This is a genomic window from Shewanella sp. A22 (assembly GCF_053850585.1).
In genome coordinates this window covers 17,582-42,933 of the sequence record NZ_JBSQBN010000009.1, presented here as the reverse complement: position 1 = coordinate 42,933, position 25,352 = coordinate 17,582, and the positions used below count along the sequence as shown (strand labels likewise).

22 protein-coding genes and 1 tRNA gene are annotated in these 25,352 nt (G+C 39.0%); 3 read left to right on the top strand and 20 right to left on the bottom strand.

Annotation, left to right across the window (positions count from 1 at the left end):
• Nucleotides 1-15: 15 nt before the first annotated feature.
• The 7 genes from ACWXWT_RS03270 to ACWXWT_RS03240 form a co-directional block, all read right to left on the bottom strand.
• A complete protein-coding gene (locus ACWXWT_RS03270) occupies nt 16-150 on the bottom strand; it encodes a hypothetical protein (RefSeq protein WP_456040182.1) in 135 nt (44 codons plus the stop codon).
• Nucleotides 151-310: 160 nt separating this feature from the next.
• Complete coding sequence (locus ACWXWT_RS03265) at nt 311-439, bottom strand: class IIb bacteriocin, lactobin A/cerein 7B family (protein ID WP_456040181.1); 129 nt, start codon at nt 437-439, stop codon at nt 311-313.
• Nucleotides 440-671: 232 nt separating this feature from the next.
• Entirely contained in the window at nt 672-2,837 is a 2,166-nt protein-coding gene (locus ACWXWT_RS03260) for a peptidase domain-containing ABC transporter (protein WP_456040180.1), read from the bottom strand.
• Nucleotides 2,837-4,084, bottom strand: coding sequence for an HlyD family secretion protein (locus ACWXWT_RS03255; RefSeq protein ID WP_456040179.1), 1,248 nt, complete (start codon nt 4,082-4,084; stop codon nt 2,837-2,839). The genes ACWXWT_RS03260 and ACWXWT_RS03255 overlap by 1 nt, the downstream gene beginning before the upstream one ends.
• A gap of 1,198 nt (nt 4,085-5,282) precedes the next feature.
• Nucleotides 5,283-7,010, bottom strand: coding sequence for a hypothetical protein (locus tag ACWXWT_RS03250; protein ID WP_456040178.1), 1,728 nt, complete (start codon nt 7,008-7,010; stop codon nt 5,283-5,285).
• Nucleotides 7,011-7,014: 4 nt separating this feature from the next.
• A complete protein-coding gene (locus ACWXWT_RS03245; protein ID WP_456040177.1) occupies nt 7,015-8,166 on the bottom strand; it encodes a tyrosine-type recombinase/integrase in 1,152 nt (383 codons plus the stop codon).
• A gap of 219 nt (nt 8,167-8,385) precedes the next feature.
• Complete coding sequence (locus ACWXWT_RS03240; RefSeq protein WP_182680885.1) at nt 8,386-8,865, bottom strand: hypothetical protein; 480 nt, start codon at nt 8,863-8,865, stop codon at nt 8,386-8,388.
• A gap of 127 nt (nt 8,866-8,992) precedes the next feature.
• On the opposite strand from ACWXWT_RS03240, the gene ACWXWT_RS03235 reads away from it, so the two are divergent.
• Entirely contained in the window at nt 8,993-9,244 is a 252-nt protein-coding gene (locus tag ACWXWT_RS03235; RefSeq protein WP_182680886.1) for a helix-turn-helix domain-containing protein, read from the top strand.
• Nucleotides 9,245-9,372: 128 nt separating this feature from the next.
• Here the strand turns inward: ACWXWT_RS03235 and ACWXWT_RS03230 are convergent, their stop codons facing one another.
• From ACWXWT_RS03230 to ACWXWT_RS03195, 8 genes are all read right to left on the bottom strand, one after another.
• Nucleotides 9,373-9,783 (bottom strand): antitoxin Xre/MbcA/ParS toxin-binding domain-containing protein, encoded by a 411-nt coding sequence (locus ACWXWT_RS03230; RefSeq protein WP_456040176.1) that lies wholly within the window; start codon nt 9,781-9,783, stop codon nt 9,373-9,375.
• A gap of 190 nt (nt 9,784-9,973) precedes the next feature.
• Nucleotides 9,974-10,336 (bottom strand): AbrB/MazE/SpoVT family DNA-binding domain-containing protein, encoded by a 363-nt coding sequence (locus tag ACWXWT_RS03225; RefSeq protein ID WP_229780245.1) that lies wholly within the window; start codon nt 10,334-10,336, stop codon nt 9,974-9,976.
• A 242-nt stretch (nt 10,337-10,578) separates the two neighbouring features.
• Nucleotides 10,579-11,871 (bottom strand): HEPN/Toprim-associated domain-containing protein, encoded by a 1,293-nt coding sequence (locus ACWXWT_RS03220; RefSeq protein ID WP_456040175.1) that lies wholly within the window; start codon nt 11,869-11,871, stop codon nt 10,579-10,581.
• A 91-nt stretch (nt 11,872-11,962) separates the two neighbouring features.
• Nucleotides 11,963-12,763 (bottom strand): hypothetical protein, encoded by an 801-nt coding sequence (locus tag ACWXWT_RS03215; RefSeq protein WP_456040174.1) that lies wholly within the window; start codon nt 12,761-12,763, stop codon nt 11,963-11,965.
• On the bottom strand, nt 12,763-13,020 hold the full coding sequence (locus tag ACWXWT_RS03210) for a hypothetical protein (RefSeq protein WP_456040173.1): 258 nt from the start codon (nt 13,018-13,020) through the stop codon (nt 12,763-12,765). The genes ACWXWT_RS03215 and ACWXWT_RS03210 overlap by 1 nt, the downstream gene beginning before the upstream one ends.
• Nucleotides 13,021-13,483: 463 nt before the next feature.
• Nucleotides 13,484-13,828, bottom strand: a complete 345-nt coding sequence (locus ACWXWT_RS03205; protein ID WP_456040172.1) for a hypothetical protein — start codon at nt 13,826-13,828, stop codon at nt 13,484-13,486.
• A gap of 426 nt (nt 13,829-14,254) precedes the next feature.
• A complete protein-coding gene (locus ACWXWT_RS03200; protein WP_456040171.1) occupies nt 14,255-15,586 on the bottom strand; it encodes a tyrosine-type recombinase/integrase in 1,332 nt (443 codons plus the stop codon).
• Between the two features lie 87 nt (nt 15,587-15,673).
• Nucleotides 15,674-15,763: transfer RNA gene (locus ACWXWT_RS03195), tRNA-Ser, on the bottom strand.
• Nucleotides 15,764-16,037: 274 nt separating this feature from the next.
• Here ACWXWT_RS03195 and ACWXWT_RS03190 point away from each other — a divergent pair.
• Both ACWXWT_RS03190 and fabA read left to right on the top strand, forming a co-directional pair.
• Complete coding sequence (locus ACWXWT_RS03190) at nt 16,038-17,777, top strand: AAA family ATPase (protein ID WP_456040201.1); 1,740 nt, start codon at nt 16,038-16,040, stop codon at nt 17,775-17,777.
• Between the two features lie 75 nt (nt 17,778-17,852).
• Nucleotides 17,853-18,368, top strand: a complete 516-nt coding sequence (gene fabA / locus ACWXWT_RS03185) for a bifunctional 3-hydroxydecanoyl-ACP dehydratase/trans-2-decenoyl-ACP isomerase (RefSeq protein WP_456040170.1) — start codon at nt 17,853-17,855, stop codon at nt 18,366-18,368.
• A gap of 87 nt (nt 18,369-18,455) precedes the next feature.
• Here the strand turns inward: fabA and rmf are convergent, their stop codons facing one another.
• The 5 genes from rmf to rlmKL form a co-directional block, all read right to left on the bottom strand.
• A complete protein-coding gene (gene rmf / locus ACWXWT_RS03180) occupies nt 18,456-18,632 on the bottom strand; it encodes a ribosome modulation factor (protein ID WP_011638106.1) in 177 nt (58 codons plus the stop codon).
• Between the two features lie 234 nt (nt 18,633-18,866).
• A complete protein-coding gene (locus tag ACWXWT_RS03175; protein WP_456040169.1) occupies nt 18,867-20,756 on the bottom strand; it encodes a DUF3466 family protein in 1,890 nt (629 codons plus the stop codon).
• A gap of 25 nt (nt 20,757-20,781) precedes the next feature.
• Nucleotides 20,782-22,698: an ABC transporter ATP-binding protein gene (locus ACWXWT_RS03170; RefSeq protein ID WP_456040168.1), complete on the bottom strand. Its 1,917-nt coding sequence runs from the start codon at nt 22,696-22,698 to the stop codon at nt 20,782-20,784.
• Between the two features lies 1 nt (nt 22,699).
• The gene (locus ACWXWT_RS03165) at nt 22,700-22,936 is read right to left on the bottom strand and encodes a glutaredoxin family protein (RefSeq protein ID WP_456040167.1); all 237 of its coding nucleotides are present in this window, start codon (nt 22,934-22,936) and stop codon (nt 22,700-22,702) included.
• Nucleotides 22,923-25,061 (bottom strand): bifunctional 23S rRNA (guanine(2069)-N(7))-methyltransferase RlmK/23S rRNA (guanine(2445)-N(2))-methyltransferase RlmL, encoded by a 2,139-nt coding sequence (gene rlmKL / locus ACWXWT_RS03160; RefSeq protein ID WP_456040166.1) that lies wholly within the window; start codon nt 25,059-25,061, stop codon nt 22,923-22,925. The genes ACWXWT_RS03165 and rlmKL overlap by 14 nt, the downstream gene beginning before the upstream one ends.
• Between the last annotated feature and the right edge of the window lie 291 nt (nt 25,062-25,352).

Below are 25,352 nucleotides of genomic sequence, written 5' to 3'. Positions count from 1 at the left end.
CGAGATACATTTACTTTAAGAAGCTTTCATAAACTTCATCACATCAGCGCCAATTAATTTACCAGCTTGATATGCAGCGTAGGCAGCGGCAGCCAGAACAAAAAAACCACCATTCACTTCATTTATTTCATTTATTGTTAATTCTTTCATTCTTCATCCTAATTATTAAAAAACTTTCTTAATAACCTTATATTTATAAATATAAGAATAATTTAACAGAGGTCTATGGGCACATTGTAAACAACTATATTACAAATTAACCGTAACGATAAAAAATCTTCTTACATCATTAAAGGTCACTTAATTAATATTACATTTCTTGTTGCATGCCGATCATGACACCAATCAGAAAACAATCGACGACAAATGCACCTGCAGCAATAGCAAAAATAATACCACCATCAACCTGTTCAATCTCTTCAAAAGTTAGCTCTTGCATTATATTTCCTTAATTTAAACTGTTTAACGTTATGTTTGCCTAAGCGCTTGCTGTATCACTTCGACACAGCCAAACCTTAAACGACTGTCCAAGGGCACGATTTCCCGCTAAAGTTGCCGCGCCCTTGCTTTAAGCTGATGAAATATTGGATTTACTTTGTTGAATCCAGATATTTTACCTGCTTAAATTCTTTAACTCTTGTCTCTATTTTTAAATATTGCCAAGCTTATGGTTACTCATGAGTACCCGTTAACTGTTGTATTTGCTCTGGGGTATACACTTTCCCTTGATGCATAACGACTACCCTGTCTGCCTGTTTTATAGTTTCAGGCCTGTGGGCTATAATGATTCGAGTCATCTCTAGATGTTTTATCTGCTCACTGATTTTTGCTTCATTTTCAATATCTAAATGACTCGTCGCTTCATCCATAAACAGAAGGCTGGGTTGTTGATAGAGAGCTCTTGCAAGCAATAATCGTTGTACTTGCCCACCTGAAAACTGACTGCCCATATCGCCAACCAAAGTGTTGTAGCCCATGGTCATCTTACTAATGTCTTTATCTATGGCAGCATGTTGAGCACACTGCTGCATCCGAAGGTAATTAGGCTCAGGGTCAAAAAATGTCAGGTTATCGGCAATAGAGCCAGATAGCAGAGTATCGTCTTGCATTACCGCGGCTAGTTGCTGGCGATACTGGATTAAGCCTATTTGGCTTATATCCTGACCATCGAGCAATATTCGCCCCTGTGTTGGCGTCAATAATCCCAACATTAATTTTACTATAGTAGTTTTACCGCAACCAGATTCGCCGACTATGGCCACAGACTCATGGGCATTGATGGTAAATGACACTTTATCAATAACATTTTGCTCATTATCACTGTAGCGAAAACTCACATTTTCAAGCTGCAGCTGACCACTAACCAAATTTAAAGGGCTAATACTGTCTCGATTCGCCTCTTGCTCACTTAGAGCTATATCAGAAATACGGTCTAAATGCAGCCTTAGCATTCGAAACAATATCAGTTGCTCTATTAAGCTGGCAAAACGCTCAGTTAGCTGATTTTTATAGGCAATAAAAGCGAGCACCATGCCGATAGTTAACCCGCCGCTCATCACTATGGACGCAGCCAGGTATACCACTATGATATTTTCTAGCCCAAACAATAATTTGTTCATCGCATCAAAACTTATCTTCAACTTGCCTAAACGAATATCGGTATTAATGACTTCACTGTAACGGTTTTGCCATAGGTTTTGTCTTTGTGGTTCACAAGTAAATAATTTGATTGTCTGTATTGCACGAATGTTCTCTAAGAAATTCGTCTGCTCCTTCGCCGACGCCTGAATGGATTCTTCAGTGGCCCGATGCAGCGGCCGGTACAAAGCTAATCTTAGCAAGGCATAGATAAAAATTGCAGCTACTACAACCAAGGTTAATTTTACGCTGTAAATGAGCATCATGATCAATACCGCTATCGACATCACACCATCAACCACGGTTTCAACCAAACCAGTTGTAAGCCTTTCGCGTACCTGTGCTAATGAACCAAAGCGTGAGACTAAATCACCGATGTGGCGCTTCTCAAAATAGCTCATTGGCAGACGGAGCAAATGCCTAAGTAGATTAACCCCCATTTGCATATTTAATAAGCTGGAAACTCTTAGTACTAACCAACTACGAATGCCAGTAGTCAGAACATTGATAATAGCGAGTAGTCCGAAACCCAATGCCAGCACAGTTAATAAAGGCTTATCTTGACTTATTAGTACCTCATCAACCACCCATTGCATATAGTAGGGCGTTACTAAGGCGAATACCTGCAGTAAAATAGACAATACAAAGAGTGTAGTTAAGGTCTTTGTGAGGCCTGTCATCTTACTCCACAGTTGAGACAGCCCCATCTGTTGACGCTCGTCCTGTTTTTCAAAACCTTTAGTCGGAGTTAACTCTAACGCTATGCCTGTAAAGTGATTTGAAAACTCTTTAACCGTGAGCTTTCTTTTACCTAAAGCAGGATCATTAATGCTTACTCCAGACTTAGTCACACCAGTGAGCACAACGAAATGATTCATATCCCAATGCAACACACAAGGTAAAGCTAATTTCCCCACATCTTCTATCGGGCATTTAAGTGCTCGACTTGCTAACCCCATGTTATCGCTTAGGGTTATCATGTGCTGTAAACTCATCCCCTTGAGGTCAGCACTAAAACGTTTCCTTAACCCTGCCATATCAAGTTTGTGACCATGAAAACTGGCAATCATAGCAAGACAAGCAAGACCACATTCTGCCATTTCAGCCTGTAGAATAAGCGGCACTCGTTTTTTACCTGAAAACTCAAGCAGCTCAATAGGGTTATTGACTTCACCATCTATTTTAACAGTTGTATTCATTAACCAACTCTTCCTTGCAAGCTATAAATTGGGTCTAATAGCCAGTCGAGTAAACTGCGGCTATCTAGCACTATATCAGCCTCCAACAGCATGCCGCTTTTCAGTGGGAAAGCTTCACCATAAGCCATCATATCTTGAGTCGTTAATTGAGTCCGCACTCTATAAACTGGTTCTGATAATGCCACCGGCACGATCGCTTCACCGTCTAGCAACAAGGCTTTATCAACACTAAAAATACGACTCTTTAGAAAACCAAATCGCTGGTATGGAAATGCGTCAAATCTTAATCTCGCCTCATCACCTGACTTTACAAATCCTGCGCTCCTAGTAGGCAGCAACAATTCAGCAACGAGCTTAGCACCTTGTGGAATTAAGCTAATAAGCGGACGGTTGGTAACGATAAACTCTCCCTCCACAACCTGAATAGAAGCAACAGTCCCCGCTTCAGCAGCGCGAATAACATAACGATAATTATTTTCTGTTTCATCTATTTGACGCAAAAGCTCTGAGCGTCGTCTAGATCTATCGCCATCTTTAAGTGCATATTGGCTTGGTAAAACATCTAGCTCAGCAATAGCCGCATTAAGCAAACTCTGTGTTTGTACTCGGTTTGATTGTAAATTTTCTATTTCTTGCCTAACTGCAATGAGCCTTTCTTGTTGAGATTGATAATCTAAGGTTGATAGAAAACCGTCTTTATAGAGGGTTTCATGCTGTGCTTGCTGCTTCAATTGCAATGCTAATTTATCCGCCAGTAGCGTTTCAAGGTTGGTGAGCACAGCAAGAGAAGAGTGATGATCTGAAATGACTGTTTTTAACCGCGCAGTTTCTTTAATTAGCATGGTTTGATTAATAGTGTGTTCAGTTTGAAGTAATACTGTTTGTAGCTTTAATTCATCAATTAATGACTCACTTAATTCTTCACCTGAAAGCATGCTACGTCTCAGCACTATGGTCACTAAAGGAGAGCCTTTCTTTACAAAGTCACCTTCTGAGACATGTAGAACATCAATATTTCCATTGCGATTGGCATAAGTTTTAATTAAGCCCTTGTCAGGTACTAAATAACCACGAACGGTTTCTTTACGAGCATAATGAGAAAAAGAAAGGAATAAAACTATAGCGAGAATAATGCATAGCAAAATAGAAGTGACGGCATAAATCGACATCGGCTGTGCTAATGACACATCACCATGTAATTTTTGCTTTTGGGCTTCAACAGCTTGTTGACGAAACAATGAAGACATAATATCCATATTCTCAATTTAATACCAATATCCATTGGTAATGAGTGTTATTTATGAGCTAAACTTTTGCTTAATATTGTTACATACATAAAGACTGCAAACATTAAATAACAAAAAAAATAACTTATGCAACTTAATTTTTCATTTAAATTAACAATCATTGAGTGACTTGAATTTAGTTTATTAAAACTAAATTTTGGGAATACGACCGTTTATGTCACTGATTAACACCATCCTCATTTTGTTGTTTTGGTTAATAAAATCAATTGTTTGAATTTGAAAAATAAAAACTGAGCTTGCGCGTAAAGTAGGATTTGCCTTCACTGTACGAATAATTAATGATAACGATAACGATAACGATAACGATAACGATATCAGATTATTACGCTTTCTCTATTTCCCAAGCGATACAACTAAAGAACGATTTTAAATTGATTTTTATCGTAAATCGATAATGTGATAAATAACAGTGATCATGCTGATTTTATCTTCAACTCTTTTGATTTTTTAACATGCGCAGCATGTGGCTTTTTGGGTTCAAAGGGGTTTCCCCTTGCCCGTAGCTAGTATCCGATCTTTTTGGAACAAAAAGTGGGATACTAGCGTACCGGGTTACGTACTAGTCCCGCATAATTGTGGGCTGCTTTTTGCTTCGCAGTCGATGACTGCGAAGCTGTACTTTTTCGCACTCGTTGAGTGCGGTATTTGAGGTTTGTTTAGGCCAAACCTAAACATTATCATGTTGTAAAAAACAAATGGCCATGCGGGTTTTACACCATCTCAGACAAGCTAATTTCAACGCTAATAAGCTTTAAACGTGAATGTTGTTCAAACCTTAATTAATCAAATCTATATGTTTACTATTTCGCTTCATCCATTTGCTTTCTAAAACGACCACTGACATGTTTAATGCCGCCACTGGCAACATGAATGTCATCTGTGGCAGCAGTGCTGCCAATTTGGGCTATATAGCACTATTGACACTCACTACACAGCATCACTCGATACAAGCATAACCTCATGCCTGGACGTTAATTAAACATCTTACATTCGCAGCGATTAATAAAAAATCGGTCATCACTTTATAAAAGTAATGACCGATTTCCTGTTTACTTAGTGAGCAACTTATATTGTATTCAATCTAATCTGAGGGAGTACGGTTAACGCATCATTTAGCAAATATTGAACGCGTGTTTTATCATGTATCCAATGAATTGTTAATCTGACTGTCCTTGCTTGTTAACGCGTCTTTTAGCTCTATATCACCAGTGTTGCGGGTGACGCTTATCAATCTATTCCTAAGCTCCTGCGGTAAGTCTTCAGTAAAAGCTTTCATGATGGATTGCATGAGCTCTTTAGCGCCTGCTCTGCCATTTAATATCAATCGTTTATGCATTCGCTCTAACATTTGATTAATAGGCTGTAATGCCTCGGCAGTCATTACGCTCAGTTTATCTAGCATTGATTGCTTTTCTGTTATTGACGTATCTAGTGCTACGTTTGCTCTGTTTTTTATGCCAATAGATATATCTAATGTCGTTTCTGTTTTTGTTTTCTCATTCAAACGTTCATCTAATTCATATTCAAACAGCATTTTCTTGCTGAGTGTCTTTTGCTTGTCTAGCAGTGCAAGATAAATATCTTGGTATTTTTTAGCTTTTATCTGACATTGTTGCTCTAACAATTTTTCCCGCTCTGTGAACGTGTCACAGCTTTCACTCACAATTGCTAATTGACGTGTTAATTCGTCGAACAATTGCTGACTATCACTTATGTTCCAGCCCAATACATCTAATTCTTTTTCTAAACCGCTGATATGCTCAATCAAACGAGTTAAAAAATTGTATGGCCTATCGCGCTTAGCAAGCTTCGCCTCTCTGCGCATTTGCTTTCGTTTTTCAGATTTACGAACCGATTCCGGATGAAATGCAGCATTGATGTTCTTCGGATGAAAGAGATGTTCATTGACAAACTCATAGAGCATCTCTTGCATGTGATGCGCAACGTCACCAGCCTGTTCATAATTCAAACGCCCAGTTTCAGAAAATAAATTAGCTGACATATCATCACGTTTAAATAGAAACTCATTCACTTTTTTAATTTGTGCGATACGCAAATCGTACTTGCCTGTTAAAGCATTTTTTCCCGAAATAAACGCGTGAACATGCGCACCTGTATTTTCATGCGCTAAGCGCTCATCATCATGCAACAGCATTAATTTTATAGGATAATCTGGATAAAAATGTACGATGAATCCCTTCATTGTTTGCATCATTTCTTTACCGCTCACAATGTCAGCACCAATTCCATTCACAATTGGGATTTTGAATAATATTTCTTGGAAATTAGTAAAGTTTAACGTTTTTGGCTTATCGATAAGTGCATTATGGGCGTTGATATAATTGGTTAGTTGCTCAATTTTCTGTGATTTACGCTTCATATCAAACAGATTAAATCGATATTTCGAGTGATGAACATTCACAACATTTTCAGACGCTAATATCTCGTTGATAAATTCAATCCCCTCATCACAAAAACCGTCTTTTTTAATCCATTGATTTAGTTTGTATTTTGCACTAGATTTGAGCTTTCCCCATTTATCGGCATTTTTGGTGTTAAGTTCAGGTGGCTCAACAACGTCAAGCAACAATTGCTGTCTTTGAGCTTGAGTAAACGCGTCAAGTCGAACGATACCGTCCTCTGTGTCAATTAAATTTGCATGTGACAATGAGCTGTCCCATTCGATTTTTATTTCATTTTTAGTGCGCATAAGCTCATGAGATTTATTTAAATATTTTTGTTTAAGCTCAAGTTGCTCCATAAGTCGTAACGAATGAATTAATGAAGCTTTTCCATTTCTGCGCCCCTTTTTATTCAAGCCATAATTTGCAAAAGAATAGAATAAAGTACAACTTCTCATAGTCATTGTTCTACCCTCCAACATTATGACTTAAAAGCATTTTTAGATGCTCTGTTATCAAATGAGGGTGACTAATGAGCAATTGCGATATCTGTTGCTCTGTGAGCTGAATATCAGTGTTCGCGACTGTGTTTGAAGTTGCTTTAACATCAGATGTGTTTCCATCGGCAGCTATAGATTCATAAAGCTGTTTGGGTGTAAATATGCCGCTAAACTGTTGTTCGACTTTGTTCACAAAGTCGGGTGCATCTGCACACATCCAGCGTGCATAGTGGATGTCAATCATTGCAGTGCTTTCGTGCCCTAGTTGTCGGGCTATCCACTCTTTTGAGACACCAGATGTCAGAGCTTGACTTGCAAAAGTGTGTCTAAGTTGTCCTGCGCCGCGGTGCTTCACCTCGGCCGATATTAAGAATGGTGTGAAAAACGTTTTATTAAATTGTTTCGCACTTAAAAACGGCTGATTAGTTTGAGTGTTGTAAAAAACGAGTGATAAATTTTCGATTTTTTTCGTTTTATTGTCGCGCTGAAGCACTGATATCTTTCTAGCTTTTCGATGACCTGTAATCAATTTTTGTTGTGTTAATATACTAATAGCAGAAGCACATAACTCTACTGTACGTTGAGAACCTGGGGTTTTTGGAGTTTTATATTGCTTATCAACTAACGCAATTTTGACTTTGAGTTTTGCATTAATAAAGTCAATATCTTCCCAGCTTATTGCCAACAACTCACTTATACGAAGCCCCGTGAGTGCACATAACTGAAAAGCATTTTTCCCTGATAAACATCGAACATCTGTTTGCGCTAACGCTGTTAATTCAGCTCGAGTGAAAGGATTTGGCTCAGCGTGACAAACACTTAAATTTTGAATACCTTCCATTGGATTACGGGCTATCACACCATCGCGAAACGCATTATTAAATATCGCACGCAGAATGATATAAAACTCATTAATTGACTTGTTTGCATAGCTTTTATGCAATTTTTGACGCAGCTGAATAATGTCACTGTGCGTGACAGAATCAATATAACGTTGTCCGACCAACTTAATGATTTTTGATGCTTTACAGCGCTCAGAACGTAATGTTGAAGGTGCCACTTCATATTTTCGAGAAGATAAATATTGTTGAACATAAAACTTGATACTTAGGTCTTGCATAACTAACCCTATGCAGCTCTGACGGCTGCTTTCTCTTAGGGTTAGATTAACATATCTTTGAACATGCACAATACAAAAATATGAAATAACTTGTTATATTTCAATAATTTATATATTTTTAATATTTTAAAAAATCAATATTCTGTTAATTGTAACGTCTGTAAAAAACCTCCTTCATCTCAATTTTCAATGTAAAAATAACAGTTTAATGAGCCTATCTCACTGTGCATTTGAGCATAGAATATACTCAATCGCTTCTAACTTGCCCATCAAGTCTCGTCGAATAAAATCGCTAAAATATTTTGTGCTTCTTAAGAATTCTGGATTATTTTTGTTCGACACAAACCTGTCAACCTCAAGATAAACAGCTCGAGCATACATATATTCTTCATTAAGTTTATCACCTTCCTTTTCTAGTTCTGCAACTTCTGAAGATGTTAACTTTAGTGCTATCGGATCAGCGACTTTATCGAACAGAGTGTAAGTGGTTAAACCGGTCTTTTCATCGATTCCCGTTGTTAGCCACCCCTTAAACACCAGGTCCTTCAAAAAATCATCTACCATCTGTTTAATTTCAGCGTGCTTAAATCGCTCTTTGTTAAGCATATTGACGGCATCGTCAACAATTTCAGATGCAAAAAAACCATCGCGTCTCTGTCGAGTGAAAACGTTTTGAAACGTAAAAACTAATCCCTTCATATACACCTTTATCATAATTAAGTTATTCAATATGCATTAAAATACATATTTTATGTATTGTTGTAAATACTGATAAGTGGATCGATATGGGATTATTAACATATTCTGGAAGTTATTGAGATTTTGCATGCAATCAGCGCAAGCCTTAATTGGTATGAACATAAAAGTAGCGAGAATTAGAAAGTCTTGGACACAAGCAGACCTTGCCAGCAAGTTAGAGGTTGAGCAAAGCTATATCAGCCGTATTGAGAAAGGGGTTATTGCTGTGTCGTGCGATAGGATTTACGAAATTATTCATATTTTAGGCTGCGAACACACCGATATTTTCCCTGATGCAGCGGAGGTTGAACGTAAGTTGGCAAAAGGCATTATTGACTAAACTATGCTATTCGCAGCACACGGTAAATCGTCATTAGATTAACGGCATTTGGCTGTAGGAATATGTTGAATGGAATAGAGCTTGGTAATTAAAATTGTCGCCAAGGCGCTGTAAAGTCACCGGCGTTGTTACGCAGTCATACCATGCGATAACTTAGTTATCGTCGCATTAATCATGTCCATACCTATGGTGGTATCTAATAGTGTTATCGGTTGTTGATTAGCAAACGTCTGGTTGGGTGTCTTTAGCCATAAAAGCATTTTATCTTGCGTACCAAAGTACTCTGTTCCTGCTTGAATAGTACTGATGAGCATCAACACACGCTCGGTCGCGATGGCTGGCAACAGCTTATCGTGAAGTCTTAATTTTACCCCTAATACTGTTTCTAATTCACGCCTAGATAAGCAAGTTAACGTCATCGCATTAGCTAGCATGTCAGCGGTTAACCCCTGCCGAATAAGCTCTATATCTCTATATGACTCACGATGAGGAGCATTGATGCATGTACCAACTAATGCTGAATGCGCTTCATTAAACATACAGGCCGACTCCAACAGACAATAGTTATTTGATAGCAGTATAAGTGAATTTCAAAAGCCTGAAGACCTAATTTATTAATGCATCAATAGGGGCTCAACATCTTTCGCTTCAAACACACTTGTGAACATTTCTGCGTTACAAAGAGCGAACAAAGTTAGGTTTTCAGATAACTTCTAGTCTCCCAATTACCTACAACTCGTCTAATAACTGAGCACCAAAATCAATTTCTACACTTTCAACTAAACTTTCAGCACTTCTACGCATACTTGCTGTGAGCGGCACTAATTTGTCGGGGTGTTGTTGCATGTCATTTTCAAGAATAGATAAAAAACTTTCCAATTCAGCGGTATTAGGTATTGCATCAAACAATCCTTCGATTGTCTTTAAAGCGGCACGATATTCATCATCAGAACTCAGAGATATCTCATCGTGACCAGTAATAATTTCATTTCCGACAGAAGGAGAATCAAGCCATGCAGTTAAATCATCAGGAACTGGTGCCGTTGCGTCACATTTTAAAAGCAATATATTGAGTTTAGTATTCTTCATCATCAATTCTTCTCTTTGAATCGTCACTATTAGAGTAGCAACTCCCGACTCTGTGGTATTACTAAAATTTGATCGACTGATTTGTGCTTAGTTTCTTATTGCTAAGCTATCCTGTCACACTTTTGGACAGAAACAATTTAGGTACTAAGCTCTAATTTGCGGATTTCAGATTAATATTTCTATGGCTTAACGTTCGGCTCAGGCGCAATTAGCAAGAGCTGGAGTTTATCGCTTGGAACCGTTTGTTATGGCTCAAAGGCGGTAAACATAGAATTCAGGATTAGTTGCATTCCTGACCAATCATATTGCGAAATCTTGGACATGTCTTGCTCACACTCTGTTATTTTTCGATAAAATTTCTCTTGTATACCTTTTTTATTCAGCAACTCACCTTGATACTTACTTAGTGATTTATCAAACCCATGCCACTCAACTAAGATATATTCACCATTATCCTTTAGTATGTCCTCTCCTAGGTATAACTCTATGCTACCGGCAAGATTGTTTATGTTTACAGATTGCACTCCAGTTGGTCCGATCGTCGGGTAATTTTCAGCTAAAGGTAAATCAGGATAATGTATTACCCGAATATTTTCTGGTAAGTTAGTTTTATCAAGCGATTTTTTTGCAACATAAGCAGCTGTATCGTTATCAAGAAGTGCAATCGTTTTGTTTTTAATACCAACACCAACAAAGCCTTTCACTTGAGAGACTAAGGAGCTAGCACCACCCGATGCATTTGCTAATCCAAAATCCATGAATCTGTAATAATCAGCCAAGTGGGGATATAGTAGTTTTAGTGAACGCTCTATAATTGACTTGTCCGACGAGCCTTCTGTGAGCACTATTATTTTTGAGTTTACATCAACTCCCGACAACAACGTGTCAACAGCGTTATCACGAACTTTATCTTCTAATTCGTAATATCCAGCATTAGTTACTTCCGTAAGATCTTGGACAACGCTAGAGTCAAACGGGCAAGATTCAAGAATAACTCTAATATAGGAACGTACATCACTACATGGGAAATTTAGCATCCACCCATTGGTGTCACTAGCAAGATACTTTGCAGCATCAGACAATTTAAACTCGTCTTGATCAACAAATGAACTCCATGGAACTTGTCTAACTCGCAACTCTTTAAAGCTAGCAATAAAGTCATCAATCGTTACACAATTTAAGAAGTTATATTCTTCTATATAAAATTCAGGCATTCCATCCGGGCGGTCATCTGACAGGAATGATTTCCGTTCATCAACACTAGCTTCAAATTGACGTTTTACAAACGCCATGGTATACCCCATTATTTCTAGCCGCTCAATAGTGTTTTTTACAGAAGATTCATATTGATGTGCAGTTTCAAGACAGTCTTCCTCTTCATCAACTTCTCCCCAAACTAGTGGGTTGCGACTGCTTAATTTTTGTGCGAAGGTTTTCTTGTCAGACTCTGTGAATAGTGTCATCACCTCAGAGTCGACGTAGCTTTGTGAAGACAAAACAGGATAGTCGTCAATATATAATTCAGTATATGAACCCATTTAACCCTCTCTAGTCCTACATTTGTATTATCCATATGCGTGTATATTTGTAAAACGCATGAAGCTTTCTGACAGCAATTGCATAGCTTCGTTAGCTTCCTTGCTCTGTAACTGGTTGAGAGTCAGTGTTTTCGCCACTAATCTCTGGTGGGTTAAACAACCAAATAAGTACAAATATGGTTATTGCTCCCCCCGCATATATGCCGAAGTATGCGGCTGTACTCTTTGCTCCAGTTTCTAAATTTAGGAACCCAGGAATAATTGATGCGATAGATGCTAGTGAAATAGCAAATAGTCCACGAAGAATAAATATTTGGTATGTTGTTGGATTTGGAACAACCAAAGCAATGACTACACTTGCAATAAGTGCAACACACCCAATACTAACACTGGTTATTAACTGCCATTTGGGAATATTCTTTTTGTCTTGCTTTGCTGGCATATTGAAACCTTGAGTTGGTAATTTATTACTCTCAAACTGTGATTTTAAAGAAATAGATTGCTCTCTTGGAAGATACTCTAATACCATACGCTGCATATTAGAAAGAGCGCTTTTAGCTGGATTAGCATGTTCCCCTAACTTTGATTTCCAACTGACAATAAACTCCGCGTGCATCAAATAGGACTCCAAAATCACTTTGCAGTCTTCAGCTAACCCAGTAACCCATTTTCCTTTTGCATGTGCGCCAAGTAAGTCTGAATCTCCTACGAAGCGCTCAACATAGTTAAAATACTCATTTCCAAGCTTCTGACATTCTAGTAGCTGAGATAATGAAGGCTCAGTATTATTTTCATTGTATTCTATAACTATCGGCATTATGTAAGATACATAGGAAGACTTCAGGCGGGCAATTTCTTTACCTGCATCAACAACCGCCTGCTCATTAGTCATTACTTAGTCGTCCCCTTTGCCATAGCCAATGCCAGCAATGTATTTAGATCAGAATTATCAACACTCTTTGTCACCAGCATTCGAACTGAGCCGCAATGTTTACCAACTATATGTTGGCATTCCGTACGACTTAAGGTCTTACCGCTTCGGATCGCCTCGTTGATATCTTTTTCAATGGCCGCCAGTTGCTGCGTCGTTGGATGCCAATCTTCTAGGCCACAGGTATCCCTTAAGAATCCTTCCAAATTTTTACTCATATTTCTTTCCTTATCTTTAGGCTAGTTGATTCGACTATTTAGCTAACGTCTTATAATCGTGCGCATGAGCAATTACCTCATTAGACCAGAAAACACGCACTCTTAACTAATTGTATTAACTATAAGTTATCAGTTTGCTAACAGATATACCATCAAGAAAACGGCATATACGTTTTCCAAACCTACTATTTAAAAGTGGTAACGTTTAAGTATCTAATTTTAAATGCTTTTAGATTTAAATGTATGAGGTGACGCTCACATATATCGATTCAAAATCACTAAAACCTTGCGATTCAAATACTACTGTAGAACACTCCTGTTTCAGCTCCTCGTGATGAAAAATCAAAAGCAGGACATAGATTAGAATTTATAGGGTAATTAGATTGCAAGTTTGTTCTTCGCGACTCCCAACTAACAAGCTTTGGGGCAAAAGTTTGTTAGATTTAGCAGAACTGCATTGGACCTAATTTGCCTCAAGTGAGGCGATGACCTTAACAGCGATTTCTTGAGGGCATTCGCCGTATGATTGCTGGAGACTAATAAATGATTCTGCATTAAAGCAGACGCTTATGACATCCAAAGGTGTTCCTTTGAGTGTTTGCACTGGAAAAGTCACCATATTTTCCTCGATACTTAACTGCTCCCAAATAATAATTTGACCTTCCTTGTCTCGTAAACGCCTAGACTCTTTTAATTCTGAGCATCTTCTTTTTAATTCCAGCCATAATTCGATGGACATATCATTAGAGCGCGCTAGTTTGTGAAACGCGGAAAATTTCGCTTTATATCTCTTACTCACATAACGCATATAGCCCCCGAATTTTACGTATTGTTTAGAAGTATCTTAGCACGGCGACCCCTTTTAAATGCTGCAACCATCTCACATAAAGCTCCAGTTAAAACCACTTACTCACTCTTATATACAAACTGATTTCGCTCTCAGTGAGAGCGAAAAGGTTTGTTTCGCACTACCCTGTAGCTGATGATATCTGGGTTACAGAGCATTTAAGACAATTTAATAAATAAGCAATGTTTGAAACACTTGTTTGATTAAACTGTTATATTTCGCACTCACTGACTGCGAGCCATTTTCAACAGCCTAATTATTCGCTCTCTGCTGTAGCGAAATAATTACAGTTTTAGCAGTGTTTGTGCCTCAACTGACACTGTTGCTGTCAATTGCGGCAAGCATCTTTTCGAACTTTAATGTTTATCTATTAACAACACCCGATCATCAAATGTCATATTCAATTATCTCAATATCCTTTAGCAATGCGTCAACCCTCACATCTTTACCATAACGGCTATAAGTGATGTTTGGATTAGCGTGGCCAACGATTTGCGCCACGATATGCTCGCTGATATCTAATTGCTTCATTTCATCAATAAACGTGTGTCTTAGGCCGTATGCGGTTGGACGCTTATTCGCTTGCATGCCGATTTCATTTTGAAGCTTTGCGAGTTGTTTACAGTAGTTTTTTGACCAGTCTTCGTTAATTCCAACGGGTTTATAGTCAAACAGCTGTATTTGTTGTGTTTTGCGTTGAGTCACAAAGGCCATAAAGCCTTGTTCGAGTAATGCACTATGAATTGGTACATAGCGCTTAGCATTGATGTTTTTTATTCGTTGCCCTGCACCGCTGTCATCAACGCTTATGCAGTCAACGCCATCTACTTGCTTGATATCACTTAATAGCAGCTGGCACGCTTCAGATGGCCTTAAACCGCCATAAAGCATCATGAGTGTGACCCACTTAAAATCGTCGGTTGAGTCGTTAAATGCAGTCGAGCGAATTAATCGTTTTAATTCAGATGCAGTCCAGCGGTTGCGACCTTGATTCGCTTTGGCTTTCGGTTTTTGACCGACGGTGACACTTTCGAATGGGTTGTGATTGGAGTAGTTCATTAGCTGACACCATTTAAAGAACTGAAATATGGCGGCTAAGTATTCTTTATTGCTTTTGTAGCTTCGGCCTTGAGTCAGCAACTCATCGCGATAGGTCATCGCATCAGCGCTGGTGATATCGTGCACACATTTATCATCAGTTTTAAACTTGGTTTTAAGAGCGGATTTTGATGATACGGTATCAATAAAATGTCGAGTACGCTGCTCAAGCTGCTTAATAGAGAGAGGCCTGATGGCTGATTTTTGTTTTGAAATAATAAATGCGCTTAATGCTTCGTTTAACCCAATAACAGGCTTTGCTTGCGCAACAGCTGTGGTTTCACGATGCTCTGACAACTTAGTGTCTCTGATTGGGATGAAATGAGGTTTCGGCGTGATGTTGAACGTAATATCAGAATCATCAGCATCAAACTGAGCTCTAAGATTGTTAATGACCTCATCGACGTAGCGAATAAAGTCGTTAATACGTGTTTGATGGTCAATAGACTTGATGATTTTTTTGAGTGTTCCGGCAACCTCAATGTTGCGGATAACCGCTTCTGCTCTGTCACGAGTCAGTAAGGAGACTTTTACGTCAAAGGGGAAGCCCTTGTCGCGTAAATATTTGGATAAACAGATACGTGTAAAGTATACGTTGTTGGGTGCTCGATAAAGATACATTGTCTGAGTCAATCCTTATGGAGAGCCCCTCAAACGCCAGAAACAAAAAAAGCCGTTGATAATCAACGGCTTTTCTCGTATTTAATGTGGCGGAGGGATAGGGATTTGAACCCTAGAACGGGATAAACCGTTGCCGGTTTTCAAGACCGGTGCATTCGACCACTCTGCCATCCCTCCGAACGGGCTGAATAATATAAGTAACGAGTTTGGTTGTAAACCATAATTTTCAAAAAAAACCTCGAATGGTCGGCATTTAATCAGCTCACTCATCTTTTTGTCACCATTGATACTATTTTTAGTAACAATGATTCATTGAATGACTTTTTATAGGCTCAAATCACTGAAATGAAAATGAGATGATGCTGAAACAAGGAATCTGCTGAAGCTTTTGCGGTGCTTTATGCTAATATCGTCTCATTATTTTTCGTTGTCACAGTTAAATTACCACTATATGAATTCAACGCTACTGCCTAGTGCTAAACTCGCTCCTCAATATCATTTACCTGATCCATCGACTTCTGCTTTTTTTCTAAGTCATATCTTACTTGGTCAAGAACGGGTTGTTGATTCTTTTAAGCTAATGAGCAAAATTGATTCACAACATTTATTTCTTGCTGATTTTTTAGGTGTCGATAGACCACTATTTATTGATGCATTGGCAAGCCAAGCAAATACTCCTTCAAATAGTTACTTGGTGGCGACAAAAAAGTTGCTGGAAAATGAAGAGATTCAGTTTAAATGGCAGCAAGCCCTGCCATCTGAGCATGTGGGTATTATTGCCAAGCAAGAATCTCTGTCTTGTTATTTACAAGGGACAATTCGCCGCGCAGATTTGCTCGGCAGAATGGTTAAAACAGATAAATCGAGTGTGTACAAACCAGGTGCATTAGCGACAAATCATTTTGTATTTATTTGCTTAGCATCATTATGGCAGCGTGAAAATTTGTGGGATTTGTTGATGCAAATTTTGCATGATGGCTTTTACCGTATCAATAATGAGCTAGCCCCCATTCCGCTTAATTGTAAAATTGTGCTTGTTGGCTCTGGTTTATCATATAGCCAGCTTCGTGTTGAAGACCGTAACTTTAGTAAGCATTTTCCATTATTGGCTGAAATGAGTAATGAAGTCGATTTAACTCAACACCCTGAATTTGCATATGTGCAATGGCTGAATGTCCTCGCCCACTATGAGTCTGTCGAACTAGAAACCTCAAGTTTATTACCGTTATTTTGGTATAGTTCCCGTTTAGTTGAGCACCAACAACGGTTGAGCTTAAGCATGTTGGAGGTAAGACAATTATTAGGACAAGCAAAAGCCTATTGTGGCCAATCTGTTTTAAATGCTGCCGCAATAGCTAAAGCACTGGAAAAATTAACCTTCCGTCACAACAGCTCTGAAATATATTCAGCACAAAGTTTTGACGATAATTTCATAAACCTGCCAACTAAAGGTGCTATGGTTGGTCAGATTAATGGCCTGACAGTCATTGATACTGGTGACTATACCTATGGTGAGCCGGCCCGTATTACCTCTTCAGTACATTATGGTGATGGTGAAGTGGCCGATATTGAACGTAAATCTGAGCTGGGTGGTAATATTCATGCTAAAGGCATGATGATCCTGTCAGCTTGTTTGTATCGAATTTTTGGTCGTGATGCACCATTACACCTGAATGCCAATATAGTGTTTGAACAGTCTTATCAAGAAATCGATGGTGATAGCGCTTCACTGGCTGAATATTGCTGTTTAATGTCTGCAATAGCAGAACAGCCTATTATTCAAAGTTTAGCGGTTACAGGCGCGTTAGATCAGTTTGGCAATGTACAAGCCATTGGCGGTATAAATGAAAAAATCGAAGGTTTCTTTAATTTATGTCAACGCCGAGGCTTAACTGGTGAACAAGGTATTATTATGCCTAAAGCAAACATATTGCAGCTTAATCTCGAACCCGAAGTGATTGAGGCCGTTGATAAAGGCATATTTCATATCCATGCCATTGAACATATGGATCAAGCTGTCGAGCTATTGATGCAAATGCCTGCTGGCGTAGCCAATGAGGATAATGACTTTGCTCCAGACACGCTTTACGGATTAGTACAACAACGTTTAGATAAACTAGCAGGACAAGATGACGATGGTGTTGAACTGAACTTTTTAGCTAAATTGCTAGCTAGATTACGTATTATTTAGTGATCGGAGTTGTTTAGCTTACACGTGTTCGCTATCTTGTTGATATTATCAGTCAAATAAGTGGTATTGATTTAAATGGAAAAAGCGAATAGTTTCACTAAAGAGCAACTTGTTGCGTGTGGTCATGGTAACCTTTTAGGCCCAAATAGACCGCGCTTACCTGTCGACAATATGTTGATGATCGACCGTATTATTACCATCAATGAAAATGGTGGTGAATATGGTAAAGGTGAAATTATTGCCGAACTCGATATCACCCCCGATTTATGGTTTTTTGATTGCCACTTTGTCAGCGACCCAGTTATGCCTGGCTGTCTAGGCTTAGATGCTATGTGGCAACTGGTAGGTTTTTATTTAGGCTGGGAAGGCGCTGAAGGCAAAGGACGCGCGTTAGGTGTAGGTGAAGTGAAATTTACAGGCCAAGTATTACCTGAAGCAAAGAAAGTCACCTATAAGCTGAATATTAAACGTAAAATCCATCGTAAATTGGTAATGGGTATTGCAGATGCCACAATGGAAGTCGATGGACGCCAAATTTACTCTGCAACAGATTTGAAAGTGGGCATTTTTAGCGATACATCGACATTCTAATCATATTAGATATTAGAGCATCACCCAGATTTGAAATTGACCTCAATGCCCTCCGATATTTATCGCGAGGGCATTTTTTAAGTCGTACTATTTGTTAAAAAGGCCATTGAGGCGACCATCAATACCTTCACGCCATCCGCCTAACCACTGAGACCGAGAATCCAGATTCGAATGGGGACAAACCTCCTTAGAACGCCCTCCTACTCCGGCTTGAAATCCTTTTGAAAATGCTCTGTCTAAACGATCTCTTTTTTGTCTTTTCATGCAATAGTCCTCTTCCATTAACAGGCTTCTGTTTGACATGGTAAAGCTGAAGCCTTGAATATAGAAATAGAACGTTTTTTAACCAAGATCAACAAAAAAAATCACCATTTTAGCGATCTTTTATTAAGGTATTGAGAATTAGATTAAAAAAAATCGAGGAATAATTCCTCGATTTTTTCTTGATTTTAGACTACCCCTTTACAGAGGTACTAAATGATGCTGATCAGAATTAGCTTATTTTTTCACTCGACGACGCAACCATAATAAAGGCAAGGCAAATAACCAAGCAAAACTAGCCGCACCTTGACGCTCATAAGAGGCGTCATCCTCAGGATCCGTAATCTCACTAGCGCAAGCTTCACCAGATGACGGTTTCAAAATAACCATACGCGGTAAATAAGACGTAACAGGATCGCCATTGCCATCTAATTCAAATAACGGTAAATCATTTTCACCAAGAATTAAATCACCATTTACATCAACCTGATACAGTGGTTTACGAATAAACGCCGTGCCAACAATGGTGCCGTCTTCATTAATGCTATTAGCTTCAACAACTTGAATGTCTGTATCGTAAGTTAACTCTACACCTGTGCCATCCAAAATAGTGACTTCATGATTAACCCATTCACTATCACTATTCAGTTCATAACCTTTAGATCCACAGGTGAGAAGATCATTTAAATTAGAAAACTCACTGGTATCAGTGTCAAACAAAAAACCCACTTTAGGGCGCGGTTTTTCTTTTTCGTAAGTTGACTCAATGTAACCGACCACTTGGCCTTTATTATTGATATCTTTAGGTTTACTGCTTAAGTCTGATAATGATGTTTGAAAATCATTCGGCGTAACAATCCCTTGTTCTGGATTATTGGTATCAAACATAAAGAATTTATCACGTAAATAACCACTGATGTATTTACGATAACTACCCACTAACATGCCACTGTCGTTAATATCATAGGCAATAGATCGTGTTACATCATCGTCCATCTCAACCCAATTATATTCATACTCTCCGTTGGCATTCTTTTTCCAATAAGCCGCATCAAAATATAATTCATCGGTGTTACCATTGCGGTAAACATATGAGCGCCCAACGATATCATCGTTATTGTTAACACCCAATGCTTGTGCGGAGTATATCAATGTTGAATCAGTTGCAGGAGTAAGCCCTAAAGGTAACGTTGTGCGATCTGCTTCGCCGTCATCACCAATATTATTCAAATCCCACACTAATGCGCGTGTTTGGTATTGAATATACGTACGGTCGTTAGAATCCGGATACTGTGAGTCTTGAATACAAATAACCAATGGAGATGGGTTGTCGGTATCAGCATCTTCAGCAGCAGTGATACAGCTTTCAACGCGGTCTTCACTTGATGAGGATAATGCGGTACTACCATAACCCACAACAAGGTTATTATCATTCACATCAGCCGCTACAGATGAGCCGCCTAATTCAACCGTTGCAGCGGAAGTATCACCACTTTGTTCACGTTCAAAAGTTGTATAAGGAGGCAGTAATGGATATTCCACATCATCCTTTACTGCAATCGCACGTAATTCAAAGTCGCGATAATACCAAAGCTCTTGTGTGGTACTGGTACCTTCATAAGCCAAGGTTTTTTCTTCGCCAGTGTACGAGCCCACTTTGGTGCCGTTATTGTTTAGGCCATAAAAGAAGGTATCAATTGAATTAACGATGACTTCACCGTCGCTGTCTACATTAGTTGTATCTGCAGGATTTGTGGTGCCAGCCAAACTAAAAAATGTTGGAGTCCAAACGTTGGCACTGGCTGTTACAGTAAAATTATTTGCCACTATTGGTGTTAACACTGAATAGGTAATAGTTTCTGAATCAGAAATACCATCTTCAATATCAATAATGCTGTCTTCAACATCGTCGGTGCTAAGTTTCTTCTTACCTTTTGAAATCCCAACAATGTTATCTTCATTGTTCACGGCCATGGCATAACCATTACGTGTGCCGTCAATGGTGCCGTTTAAATCAAAATCTTCGATATTAACAATTTCATAAACTGGTGCCGCTTGGGCTGAACCAATCACACTGAATACACCTATCGCAACGAGGGATAAGGCTTTATCAAACTTTAACTTCATGTAACAATTCCTGTTTTATTATTCTTTACTTCAGTGATTCAAGCTCTTCCCAACGCTCGAAGCAAACTTCTAAACCTTGTTCTTTTTCTGCCAACAATTGCAAGGTTTTGTTCACCGTATCCTGCGGTTGATTATAAAAATCAGCGCTACCTACAGTTTGTTGCAATTGTTCAATCTCTTGTTCGAGCTGTTCCATTTGACTCGGAAGCGTATCTAATTCTTTTTGCAATTTATAAGACAGTTTTTTAGCTGCTTTTTCAGGGGTGTTTGCAGGCTTTGTTTCGACCACTGCGGAAGGTTGGACAACATTAGTTGCAACTGGTTCCTCAGAATAAAACTTTGCCCCTTGTGCAACCGCATCTTGATAACCACCAACATACTCAGCCCACTGACCATTACCAGCAAACCACCAGCTACTGGTCACTGTATTATCGATAAATGCTCTATCGTGACTGACTATTAATAATGTACCTTCAAAATCAGTAAGCAGTGACTCTAACAATTCTAGGGTCTCAATATCAAGATCGTTTGTTGGTTCATCGAGAATAATGAGATTTGCAGGGCGTAATAATAACCTTGCGAGTAATAAACGGTTCTTTTCTCCACCAGAAAGGGCTTTAACTGGTGTACGAGCACGCATTGGTGAAAATAAAAAATCTTGCAAATAACTTAAAATGTGACGATCTTGTCCATTAATAGTAACCGTGCTTTTACCTTCACCCACGTTTTCTTCAACGGTTTTTTCAGGATCAAGCGCTTCACGATATTGGTCAAAATAGGCAACATCTAGCTTGGTACCCACTTTAATTTCACCAGACTGTGGTTGTAGTTTTTCTATCAATAACTTTATTAACGTTGATTTACCACAGCCATTAGGCCCAATTAATGCAATACGGTCACCACGCATAACAGTGGTGCTAAAGTTCTTAACTAAATCTTTATCTGGTAAATTATAGTTAACGTTTTTTACATCAAAAACTAACTTACCAGAACGTTCACTGTCTGACACTGCCATTTTAGCATTACCTTGACGATTCAAACGCTCACTACGTTCAACTCGTAATGCTTTTAATGCCCGAACACGACCTTCGTTTCGGGTACGACGTGCTTTAACACCTTGACGGATCCAAGTTTCTTCATCGGCGAGCTTTTTATCAAAGTGGGCATTTTTTTCTGCCTCGACTCGTAACCATTCTTGCTTACCATCTAAGTATGCTTGATAGTTACCAGGCCATGAAATAACCACTCCGCGGTCTAAATCAACAATACGAGTCGCCATTCGTTGAATAAAACCACGGTCATGGCTTACAAATACAATCGCACCTTTAAAGCTTAATAAAAATTGTTCTAACCATTCAATAGTATCAATATCTAAATGGTTGGTAGGTTCGTCAAGTAGCAGCAAATCTGGGTTAACAACCAATGCACGCGCTAACGCCACTTTTCGCTGCCAACCACCAGACAATTCGTTTAATGGTTTATCTGGATCAAGGCCTAACAATTGACAGTTTTGGATAATGCGTGAATCTAATTGCCATCCGTTATTGTGATCCAACACTTCTTGCAGACGTTGCATTTGGTTGAGCATACGCTCCATCTGCTCAGGATTAGCATCTGCAACATCATGGGACAGTTGATGATATTTTTCTAATGCTTCACCAATATCTTTAAGGCCTGCTGCAATGTATGCGTAAACCGTTCCGGTCTCGGCTTTCGGTGGATCTTGCTGTAAACGACTCACGTTAACGTCGTTGGCAATATTGAACTCACCATCGTCAAGCAATACATCACCTGATAGCACTTTCATTAAACTTGATTTACCAGCACCATTGCGCCCGACAATACACACTCGTTCACCAGGTTCGATGGTAAAGTCTGCATTTAGCAGCAAAGGAATGTAACCGTAGGCTAATGAGCCATTATTAATCCGTACCAGACTCAATCTAAACTCCTAAAAAATCTTGTAATTGTGTGGCATCGAAAGGCCAAAATAACTCACGTTTACCCTGTACAAGTACTGGAATACTCATGCCATAGCGAGCTGCAAGTAATGGACTATCACAAATATCAATGTGCTGATAAGTGATTGTGGTTTGTTCAATTAGGGTTTTGGCTATATCACACAGATGGCACCCCTCTGTGTGATATAGCACATAAGCTACAGAACTACTTTTTTGCATGAGTCAGTAGCCACACATTATGAATATGAGGATTACGCTTATAATCCAGCGGTAAACATAAGTGGTCGATATTGGTCACGTCGATACCAGCTTGATTCAACGCTTCGATATCCATTTTGAATTTACGCTTGTTGTTTGAAAAAATCAGTTCACCATTTGCAGACAACAACTTAATCAATCCACCTAACATTTCAACATGGTCGCGTTGCACATCCCAACTGTCTTCCATACGTTTAGAATTTGAAAACGTTGGTGGATCGATAAATATCAGCTCAAATTTCTGATGACTATTGTCTTTTATCCACTGTAAACAGTCTGCTTGAATAAAGTCATATTGTTTACCAGACAGTCCATTTAAGGCAAAGTTTTCTTTTGCCCAGTTAATATAGGTATTGGACATATCGATAGTGGTAACTGATTTAGCACCACCAATTGCAGCATGTACAGAGGCAGAACCCGTGTAAGCAAACAAATTAAGGACGTTTTTATCCTTAGATTTATCACCAACCAATTTACGTGTCACACGATGGTCAAGAAACAAGCCAGTGTCTAAATACCCGGTTAAGTTAAGTTTGAATTTAGCACCGTATTCTTGTGTGATAACTTCCACTTTACGTTCATCAATTTTTTGATATTGATTAGTGCCTTTTTGGCGCTCGCGGGTTTTTAACGTAATCCGATCTGGGTGGATACCTAATGCACCAGGCAGTGCTAATAGCACATCACTAATACGGCGTTTAGTGACCGCTTCTGGAATTGTTGCTGGAGCAGAGTATTCTTGAATAACCACATAATCGACATATCTATCAATGGCAACATTGTATTCTGGTAAGTCTGCATCATATAAACGATAACTATCGATGCGCTCTTTTTTAGCCCATTTTTCAAACTGTTTAACGTTCTTTTTAATACGGTTGGCAAAAGCCGGAGCAATGTCGGCAATATCAACACTTTCAGGCAACACAGGTACATCTCTGCGAGTGCTTTTTGCGTGTAAAGTATAAAGATTAAAAGCACACTCTAATGCACCATTAAACATCTTCATTTGTTTGTCGGCTTTAAGTTTTAGCGAAGAAATGAGTTCGATGTCGCTACAAAGCATGGCTATTTTCCAACCGCCAAACTCTTTCTTAAACTTGTCACCGAGCTGGTAGTAGAGTTGTAACAGTTCAGTGACATTACCTAAACGCTCACCATAAGGCGGATTCGAAATTAAAAAACCTTCGCTTACAGGCGGTGTTACATCCAGTGCATCTGAAACACTAAATTCAATTAACTCTGCCACGCCAGCATTTTCAGCATTACGCTTAGCAATTGAAATCAGATGAGGTTCGATATCAGAACCGTAAAACTTGAGTTTACAGCGGGTTTTACCAAAAGTCGCACGCGCTTGAGCCTCATCAAAAATGGCTTGCCACATTGCTTTATTGTGACTCTGCCAACTTTCGAAACCAAATTTTTCACGCTTCAATCCTGGCGCAATATCGGCTGCCATTAACGCCGCTTCAATTAATACCGTACCGCTACCGCAAAATGGATCGAGTATTGTAATAGGATTGGCTTGCCATCCGCTGCGAACCAACATATTGGCGGCAAGGTTTTCTTTTAATGGTGCTTCACCTGTAGTTGAACGATATCCACGTTGGTGTAAAGACGCACCAGAGAAGTTCATCGAAATAGTTAATTGGCCATTACGATAATGAGCGTCAATCTTAAAATCTGGATTAACACGTTCAACATCGGGACGTGCAGTACCATCATCTCGAAAACGGTCAACTACAGCATCTTTAATTTTCAGGGCGCCAAATTGGGTGTTATTAATAAAGCCACCCGTGCCGTGAAAATCAATGCTGAAGGTTTTTTTATGTGAAAAATGCGATGGCCAATCAATGCAGTAGGCTGCGTTATAAAGTTGCTCGGCAGAATCACAAGCCCCTTTATAGATGACTAATACGATACGGCTCGCTAAACGAGTCCATAATGTAATCCGATAAGCCAGTTCTAATGGAGCAGAAAAATAAACTCCAGCAACACTTTCTTTAACATCGGTCGCCCCAAACTCTTTAAGTTCAGAAGCAAGGCTATATTCGAAACCCTTTGGGGCAGCAGCAAAAAAATTAAACATGTAATAGTCAGTCATCGGTTACGCAAAATTCAGTGCGACATTATACCTGCTCAAACACATAACCCCAACGACTTATCGAAATGGACTTAGAAATTCTCCAATTTGGGTGCTAATTTATCAAGATCTCCCTTTAACGCCCTTACTCGCTTATTTTACCAGCAAACAAACGGAATTATTAAGATTTTACTTGCAAAGATAAATAGGGATCGCTATAGTTCGCCCCGCTTTGAAGCACACAGGTTGACACGCAAACTAGCATGTAACTTGGATACAACAGAGTAGCGTTTATCG